The following is an 8,143-nucleotide window of genomic DNA, read 5'->3' as shown; positions in this document are numbered from 1 at the left end:
TACGTTTTTCCATCGGCCTGAGTTCCAACAGGGGACAGGGCCGGTCGATGCGGGGCCGCTCGATGCCGGGCCGATTGATGCGGGGCCGATCGATGCGGGGCCGATCGATGCCGGGCCGATCGATGCGGGGGACGTGCCTGAATTTACCGCGACCGATTCCGGATTGAGGTATCGGGTGCTGAGAAATTCCGGCGGCAAGAAACCCACTGCTGACGACACCGTGACGGTCAACTATCGCGGGTGGCTCAATAGCGGCAAAGTCTTCGACAGCTCTTACGAACGAGGGGAACCCACGACTTTTCCTTTGCGAAATGTTATCGCCGGCTGGACCGAAGGGCTGCAACTCGTCGGCGAGGGAGGCATGATCGAGCTGTGGATTCCTTCAAGGCTAGGTTACGGCAAAGGCGGTTCCCCTGGCTCGATCCCTCCTCATTCGCACCTCCATTTCGTCGTCGAACTCATCGAAGTCCAATAAGCACCCCACCGTTTGCTACATCTCTGCATACATGGCGTCAATGTCCAGCATCGTTGCGTCGGCGATGATGGTCGCGTAGACCGCCATCGCTGCGGTGGCGATCACTTCCAAAGTCTGCTCGTTGTCGAGGCCGTGTTGCGCGAGGCTGGCGAAATCTTCGCTGTTTAATTGCTCAGGCGTGGCGCCACATTTGATGGCGAACCGAAGGATGTCGCGCGTGTGATCGGGGATCTCGGGCGCATCATCCTTGAGCCCCTCCATCACGGCCCGAATCGTGTTGTCTTCAACTCCCAAGACTCGGCAACACGCGGCATGTGCCTCTTTGCAATACTCGCACTCCCGCTTCACTGCGATGGCCACAAAAATCAGTTCCTTCGTGGACCTCGGAAGGCGGCCGTCCAGAAGCACATGCTTCAGTAGGCCCCAAGTGCCGGCCAGCGTCGAGTGTGACGCGCCCAGTGTGCGGACGAAGTTGGGGACGTCGGGAAACCGCATCTCCCGCTGGAAGTCGCGATAGATCTCCGTCACCTCGTCCGGCGCGTCGGTCTCGTGGATCAGCGGGAAGCGTGGCATCGCTCTCTCTCCGTGCTCGAACAGGAAATGGTTTCTAGGCTCACAATCGATTAAGGTGCCGGACTTAACCGCGGTTCTGCATTGTACCGCCCACACTCCAGCCAGACAGCCTGCACCGAACAGGGGATGGCCCCAAGTTCAGGATTCCCTTTATTCGCCCCCCCACAGTCGGAAAGACGACAGCACGGTGGTTCGCCTGCTCGTTTGCGTCGCCTGTTCGTTTGCGTCGCCCGTTTGTCTGCGTCGCCTGTTTGTCTGCGTCGCCTGTTTGTCTGCGTCGCCTGTTCGTCTGCGTCGCATGGGGGCTGACTCACCGAACCTCCGTCGGGCAGCGTTTGCCGGGGGGGACACGATGGTCCCGGACTGCCCAACACACGATTCTCAAAATCGCAACGGTTCGATGCCACGTCGATCAGTTCGGGGCTACTCGTGTGGCCGCTGCCGAACGTCGGCAGATCATCTTGGACGACGTGGAGGGTTTTGTTGAGCGTTGACGATGGCAGTCGTTGCGGCGCCACCGGCCAACAAGCCTATCGGGACGCTCCTCGTGCGATTGGTACCGCTCTCTACCGACCGCTGTATTGGAGATGTTTCAATCGCAATGAAATGGTGGCGCGGAACGCGGGATAGGATCACCGGCGCGCCACATTTTCTTGTCACCCATGTTCCTGTCGCCCACTCTCCCCTCCCATGTTTCTGCCATCTGCGGACGCTGGTTCTGCATGCCGATTCTGTCTCGCTCGCCAACGAATCCACTCGACGCACTAAATCAATCCCGCTGCGATTCGTGCCGCACCCACGGCGGCTTCTGACGAGTCGGCATTCAACACCGGCACACCCAGGACACGCGCGCGGATCTGCGTCCAGGCATCGTTGGCTGCACCGCCTCCGGCCGTAAAGACCTGGTGCACCGCCGGTGCGCCCAGCTCCCGCAAAGCGGCGTAGCCGACACGCTCGATCTCGGCGATGCTTTCGAGCATTCCTTGCAAAAAGACGGCGTCGTCTTGGGGGCGCGGTGTGAGCCGGGGAGCGAGATTGGGGTCGGCGATCGGGAAGCGTTCGCCAGGCTTCGACAGTGGATAGTAGTCCAAGCCGGTTGGCGTCGAGGGATCAAGGTTGGATTGAAGCTCACTGAGCTGATCCGGCGTGAAGAAGTCCAAGAGCACGCCGCCCCCGGTATTGGAGGCGCCGCCAGGTAACCACATGTCCCTGATACGGTGGCTGTAAAGGCCGCGACTTGGATCGAAGACCGGTTGATCCGACAACAATTTGATGGCCAGCGTCGTGCCGAGTGATGTCACTCCTTCACCTCGCTTGGAGGCACCGGATGCCAAAAACGCCGCGTTGCTGTCGGTCGTGCCAGCGACAACGCTTACGTCGTATGCAAATCCGAATTGTTTGCACACCGCATCGGAAACGGAGCCAAAACAGTCGCCGACGGGATGGACGTGCGGGAGTAAACGGGTGGGGATGCCGCAATCCACGATCCAATCGGGCCACCTGCGACGGACCACGTCGTAACCCATCTTCAACACATTCGTTTCATCCGATAGCCCACCACCTTCAACTTGACTGCCGCCCAAGAACTTCGCCGCGATCCAGTCGGCTTGGTGAAAGATGAACCGGGCGGGCGGGAATGTGGTGTGCTTCAGCAGAAACATCAGCCGTGCCAACGCCGATCCTGGCCCATTGGCGATCGAGTCCGGCGGAGCGTGCGCGGCGATCATCTCCGCTTCTCGATTGAATCCGGCGGAGTTGTAGAGATATCCGGGAGACACGGGGGTGAGGCTTTCGTCAGCAAGCAACAAGGTGCCTGAGGTCCCATCGACGCTCATCGCGCGAACGTCTGCCAGGTTTCTGTCACCCTGTTTCAATCGTTTCGCGAGATCGGAAAGGCAATCACACGTCGCGTCCCACCAGAGCTCGGGATCCTGGCAGGGACGTGAATCGATTTCGATGGGCTTTGGCAGGCCAGCGATCGCCGTCGCGACTGGTTCACCGCTTTGGGTGATCACCGTCGATCGAACACCGGACGTCCCGATGTCGATACCGAGAAAAAGATCATCATTGGTTGGCATGGGCATCTCCTGCTGTCGCTTCGCCAACATCGGGCGATAGGTTGCTCGCGTCCCAGTTTAACGACTCGGCGTCGGTGTCTTTTCAAATTGGGGCGAAAGCAGACTCCGTGAGAATACGCCGCAAGGCTGTGAAGTCCGATAGGGGGGCTTCAAGCGAAGCACTCAAGACAAAACGTCGGCGGGTCGACCCCCGAGCGAGCAGAGAGTCGGTCGAGGACTCGCTGCAGTTCATGGTCTTCGTTGGCTTCACCAAAATCGTTTCGGTGAACACCGCTGCGAACAAGTGCTGATGCAAATCCGATGTTTTGTGCGCCACCGATATCGTGTTCCAAACTATCGCCGACCATCAAGAATCGATGGGGTTGGACGTCTGGGTACGCCCGTTGGACTGCGTTGTAGATCGCGACGTATGGCTTCCCATACCAGATGACTTCTCCACCCCTCTCGCAAAATCGATCCGCCAGATGACCGGGCGAAATGATCAATCCACCGGCGCGCGGCGATGACTTGTCGGGGTTGGAGCAGACCACGGGGATTCCGTTCGCGATCGCTTTGTCAAACACATCGTCATAATCATCTTCTCGGGCTTCCTCGGAGAGCCCCATCAGCAGGATCGCGTCGATGCTGTCATCCAACGTGTCGCGCAACTCAATCGTGTCGCATCCGGCACTCCAATCGATCGCATCCTGGAACGTCGCGCAAATCGGAAACCACGTCTTGGGGACCGAGCCGTGCACGGTCAGGCGTCCGCGTCGGATGTCGTCCCACAACGCTTCGCCGGACGTCGCGACTTCGCCAACGTAATTCATCGGCAAGCCGATTCGCTGCATGCGGGCACGGTTCAATTCAGCGCGTTTTCCAGAATTGGAGACGACGATCATCTGTTTGCCGTGATCGGCCAGCATCCCGATCGCTTCGACGGCGCATGGATAAGGCGTCGTGCCATCATGCAGCACGCCCCATTGATCGAGGACGGCAACATCAAAATCGGCCAAGACTTCCTGGAGTGAGCGAATGAATCGCGTCATGTGCGATGCCAATCAGGTGGAGAATTCTGAGCAATGATCAACTCACCAGCCTGAGCGCACAAGCCCCCGCGGAGGGCGGGTTTTGATTTGGTGCCACGGTTTTGATTTGGTGCCACCCACCAACGGGCGGAGCATGCAGTGCACCCTGAAACCGTGTCGACAACATGGCCGGTGACAGCAAATGTGCAAATGCTTGTCGTCACCCAGAAAGCGGTTTCTAAAAATTTAATTGACCTGTGCGGGGCTCCAGCGTAAATTGAACATCAGAGTACTCGTTTCCTGTGATTCTTCCTCGACTGATGAGGTAGCTAATGCAGAACATCCATTCATATTTGTGAGTGCGCCTGCCTCCGATTTCGTGAGGAGGCATGTGGTGTCCAGGCAACATTTCGACTCCGGCTTCGTTCTGCATTCTTGTGACTCTGTATCCCGCTCGACTTCCCGAAGCGGCGGTGATGCGAGTTCTGCCTGAAAAGGCATGGTATGAACAAACCAGAGTGACTTGTGGTTGTGGACATCGCGGTGTGCTCGAAGATCCTCGAGGCTCTCGCCCTCTGTCTGCGGCGAGAGCCTCTTTTCGTTTGGCTCTTTCGTCAATTCGGTCGATGCGGGATGGCCACCGCACGAGCATACCGCGATGTTATGACGCCCCGATCCGCTTAATTAGCGACCGCTTCCGCGGCTGTCATTTCGTAGTCCAGTGTGAATGTCTCGTTCGGGGCATTGTTTTCTTGATCCAAGACGGGGGAATAGGTCCTGACGTGGATCATCTTTCCCCGACGATTGTTCAGCCGGAAGTCCCGGCCAGAATACTGCATTTTGATGCCACCCGTTCAAGTCTTTCCGCGAGGCGGTGGGCGGCACCGCCGGCGGATGGATTCGCTGCGAGCCTGAACGGCAACGCTGTGAAGCATGTTTTAGCGGTAGGGCGCGCGGCATGACCCCGACGGGGTCAAAGCCAGTAGCCGGAGGTGAGCGAAGCGACACCTCCGGACATCCGGTCCCTCGTCAGATGCGACCCCGTCCGGGGTCGAGGGGATTGTGGGACGTGCTCCCCGGAGGTGGCGCTGCGCTGACCTCCGGCTACTCGCTGGCATCCCTCCGGGATCCTTCGTTCGCTGCCGCGTTCCCGGCGGACGTCAATCGTACATCAGTGGCTCGGCTCGCGCCTTGCCGCTACCCAAGGACAACCCGCTTGGTGCCAAAGTCGGTGGCATTGACGCGGGCGTTCGGGTTCCACCCTTGGGTGAATCACGCTCGTTGATCGGTGTTGGGCTAGAGTCGACCTGCGCCCTTTGGGCCTTCGGCAAACGCGGCTCACGGGCTGCCTGCGATTGCGCGTGTTTTGGTATCATCTAGCAAACCGCGTGGCGGAACCCGCGGTCTCGATTCACTTGGGCAGAATAGAAACGAAACCGATTCGGTCGATGTTCGTTCCGCTACCTCGGTGATCGCCGCGGTTGGGCGATGGCCTAGCAAACGTTCAATAAGCATTTAGGAAAGCAACCTTGCGGTCCACAATCTTTTTGTTTCTGTCATTCGAAAGACTCGAAAAATGCGCAGCGAACAACTGAACCATTCTTTTCTTGAGTATCCAGTACGATTGCTACTTTACCGGCTGATTGTGTCGGTGACGATTGTGGTGTCGAGCGGTGCCGCGTTGTCTGTGGCGGACGAGCCGATCGACATCGGTTCGCGAAGAGAACTGTTCGTGGACGATTTGCTGATCGATCGCACGGACGGCGTGGACTTGAGACTGCAGCGTCCCGTGAAAGCCCCGAGGCCCCAATCACCGCTACCAAAGGGAGCCTACGCCACGGTCATTAGGGACAGCGACGAACATGGCGTTCTTTTTCGAGCCTACTGGCGCGGATACGATCCGGCGTTCCAAGGTGAAAGGGAATCAGGCGACGGTGGAGAGCTGGTTTGCTACGGCGAGAGCCGCGACGGTCACGAATGGGCGTTTCCGAAGCTCGGTCTTCACGAAGTCAACGGGACTCGTGAGAACAATGTGATCCTGGCCAAGATGCCTTCGCTGCTGCACAACTTCAGTCCCTTTCTCGACACACGTTCCAACGTTCCAGGCAGCCAGCGCTATAAAGCCCTCGCCGGTCATCCCGGACCCGGTAACAAACGCGGTAAGGCCAAACCGGGGATCGGGCTGTTCGCATTTTATTCAAACGACGGCATTCACTGGTCGAAGCAGGGCGAGGTCATTCCGTATCGCGATGAGTGGCGTCACGCTTTCGATTCCCAAAACGTTTCGTTCTGGTCCGAAGCGGAGCAGCAATATGTCTGTTACTTCCGAACATGGACTGCCGACGAGGGGCTTCGCAGCATCAGTCGCACGACATCGGCAGATTTCGAGACGTGGACCGCACCCGTCGAGATGAACCCGAATCGCCCCGGCGAGCATCTCTACACCAATCAGACGCATCCCTATTTTCGCGCGCCTCACATCTATGTCGCGATGCCGACACGTTACGTTCCTGGCAGAGGGGACTCCGCCGCGTCGAAGGATCACAACAACGCGACCGATGTGCTGCTGATGACTTCACGAGCCGGCACCACTCGCTACGATCGCATGATTGGGGAAGCATTCATTCGACCGGGACTTGATCCAACCGCATGGTTGAACCGTGCCAATTATGTCGCGCTGAATGTCGTGCCGACTTCGCCGACGGAGATGTCGATCTATCATCGCAGTGGCGATCGCTACGTTCTGCGGACCGATGGATTCGCGTCAGTTCATGCGGGAGCCCAACCGGGCAGTTTCTTGACTCGTCCGATCCGATTTTCCGGCGACAGCCTGCACCTCAATCTCAGCACGAGTGCAGGCGGCCAGGTGCGAGTTGAGATCCAAACCGTCGACGGCAGTCCGGTTCCAAACTTTCGTCTCGATGACTGCTTGCCGATCTACGGTGATGAAATTGATCGTCACGTGAGATGGAAAGGGGATCCGGATCTCGAGTCACTCGCAAGTCGGCCGGTTCGACTGTACTTCGAGTTGCAGGAATGCGATCTGTATTCAATACAGTTCCAGCAACAGCAATAGCTGGGTGAATGGCCGTCAACAGATTATGCCGTTGGTACCATTCTGTTTCGAGCGCAGTATTCGATTTCTCTCAATCACCTTGGGAAGGTGATGCGGGGCACGCGAGAGGATCACCGGAGCGTAACATTTTCTTGTCACCCATTTTCCTGTCGCCCGTTCCCGCCACAGTCCCGGCCCGTTTTTCTGTCATCAGCGGGCGCTGGCTCAGTGAGCCGACGAAAGCCTAAGTACCAACGGCTGACCACTCGACAAGCTCGAAAGCCGAGGGTCAAGAAACGACAAAACCCCGCAAAACGCTAGGTTTCACGGGGTTTGTCGGTAGTCGGGATGACAAGATTCGAACTTGCGACCTCTGCACCCCCAGAACGCCAATCCGACCTTCTGAAAACACGGTTTTCGCGAGGAAAAACCCGTCTCGCGTTGCGTTTCTCAGCTTACAAACGTGCAACGACGATTGCAACCATTGGCGTTCATTGCGGTATTGGAGTGATCAAATCAACCGCGATCGAAGGGTTTTCCGGTAGTCGGTGTTCTCTGGTCATGCCGAGGCGATCAATACTCGTGATCGCGATGACCTTGCACGGTTCAATCGTTCCAACATCAACCGACAAGCAGACATGCAACGTCAAAGCAAACTGAGCCGTCCGCCAGTGTGCCTGGATCGGCTGTGGCACCATGCCTACCTCGCGGTACCAACGACTCCTGGATCAACGCGAACGAACCGGTCCAGTGGTTTCGGGCACAGCGGACGGCCGATCGCATTAGGGTACATCGACATGGCAATCGCGCTCGGTCGAATTGAAAGGCGAACCTGCAACGCCACTACGGCGAGAAGTTCACGAAGGACCTGCTTACCAAAGCCGAGCGGCGAGCCACAAGAAAGCCATGCTTGAACGATCGATGTCGCATAAGCTTCGCCACACGGCGGTTCCAG

Annotated in this window: 6 protein-coding genes; 2 read left to right on the top strand and 4 right to left on the bottom strand. The window is 58.0% G+C overall.

The annotated features are described in order from the left end of the window. Nucleotides 1-475, top strand: a 475-nt coding sequence (locus ABX749_RS13795; protein ID WP_372896485.1) for an FKBP-type peptidyl-prolyl cis-trans isomerase, incomplete at its 5' end; no start/stop codon positions are given. A gap of 15 nt (nucleotides 476-490) precedes the next feature. On the opposite strand, the gene ABX749_RS13790 is transcribed toward ABX749_RS13795, so the two are convergent. From ABX749_RS13790 to ABX749_RS13780, 3 genes are all read right to left on the bottom strand, one after another. Next, complete coding sequence (locus tag ABX749_RS13790) at nucleotides 491-1,048, bottom strand: carboxymuconolactone decarboxylase family protein (RefSeq protein ID WP_372896484.1); 558 nt, start codon at nucleotides 1,046-1,048, stop codon at nucleotides 491-493. 764 nt (nucleotides 1,049-1,812) lie between these two features. Then, nucleotides 1,813-3,126, bottom strand: coding sequence for an FGGY-family carbohydrate kinase (locus tag ABX749_RS13785; RefSeq protein WP_372896483.1), 1,314 nt, complete (start codon nucleotides 3,124-3,126; stop codon nucleotides 1,813-1,815). Nucleotides 3,127-3,275: 149 nt separating this feature from the next. Continuing rightward, nucleotides 3,276-4,154, bottom strand: coding sequence for a TIGR01459 family HAD-type hydrolase (locus tag ABX749_RS13780; protein ID WP_372896482.1), 879 nt, complete (start codon nucleotides 4,152-4,154; stop codon nucleotides 3,276-3,278). Between the two features lie 1,555 nt (nucleotides 4,155-5,709). On the opposite strand from ABX749_RS13780, the gene ABX749_RS13775 reads away from it, so the two are divergent. Next, nucleotides 5,710-7,209 carry a hypothetical protein gene (locus tag ABX749_RS13775; protein ID WP_372896481.1) on the top strand — a complete coding sequence of 500 codons (1,500 nt, stop codon included), beginning with the start codon at nucleotides 5,710-5,712 and terminating at the stop codon, nucleotides 7,207-7,209. A 679-nt stretch (nucleotides 7,210-7,888) separates the two neighbouring features. Here ABX749_RS13775 and ABX749_RS13770 read toward each other — a convergent pair. After that, nucleotides 7,889-8,143, bottom strand: a 255-nt coding sequence (locus ABX749_RS13770) for a hypothetical protein (protein ID WP_372896480.1), incomplete at its 5' end; no start/stop codon positions are given.

Origin of the sequence: Stieleria sp. (assembly GCF_041595215.1) — a bacterium.
Taxonomy (GTDB): domain Bacteria; phylum Planctomycetota; class Planctomycetia; order Pirellulales; family Pirellulaceae; genus Stieleria; species Stieleria magnilauensis.
This window is presented reverse-complemented; position numbering and strand designations above follow the sequence as displayed.

Coding starts and splice junctions, on each gene's coding strand:
- ABX749_RS13790 (WP_372896484.1), bottom strand. CDS start 1,048: ATGCCACGCTTCCCGCTGATCCACGAGACCGACGCGCCGGACGAGGTG.
- ABX749_RS13785 (WP_372896483.1), bottom strand. CDS start 3,126: ATGCCAACCAATGATGATCTTTTTCTCGGTATCGACATCGGGACGTCC.
- ABX749_RS13780 (WP_372896482.1), bottom strand. CDS start 4,154: ATGACGCGATTCATTCGCTCACTCCAGGAAGTCTTGGCCGATTTTGAT.
- ABX749_RS13775 (WP_372896481.1), top strand. CDS start 5,710: ATGCGCAGCGAACAACTGAACCATTCTTTTCTTGAGTATCCAGTACGA.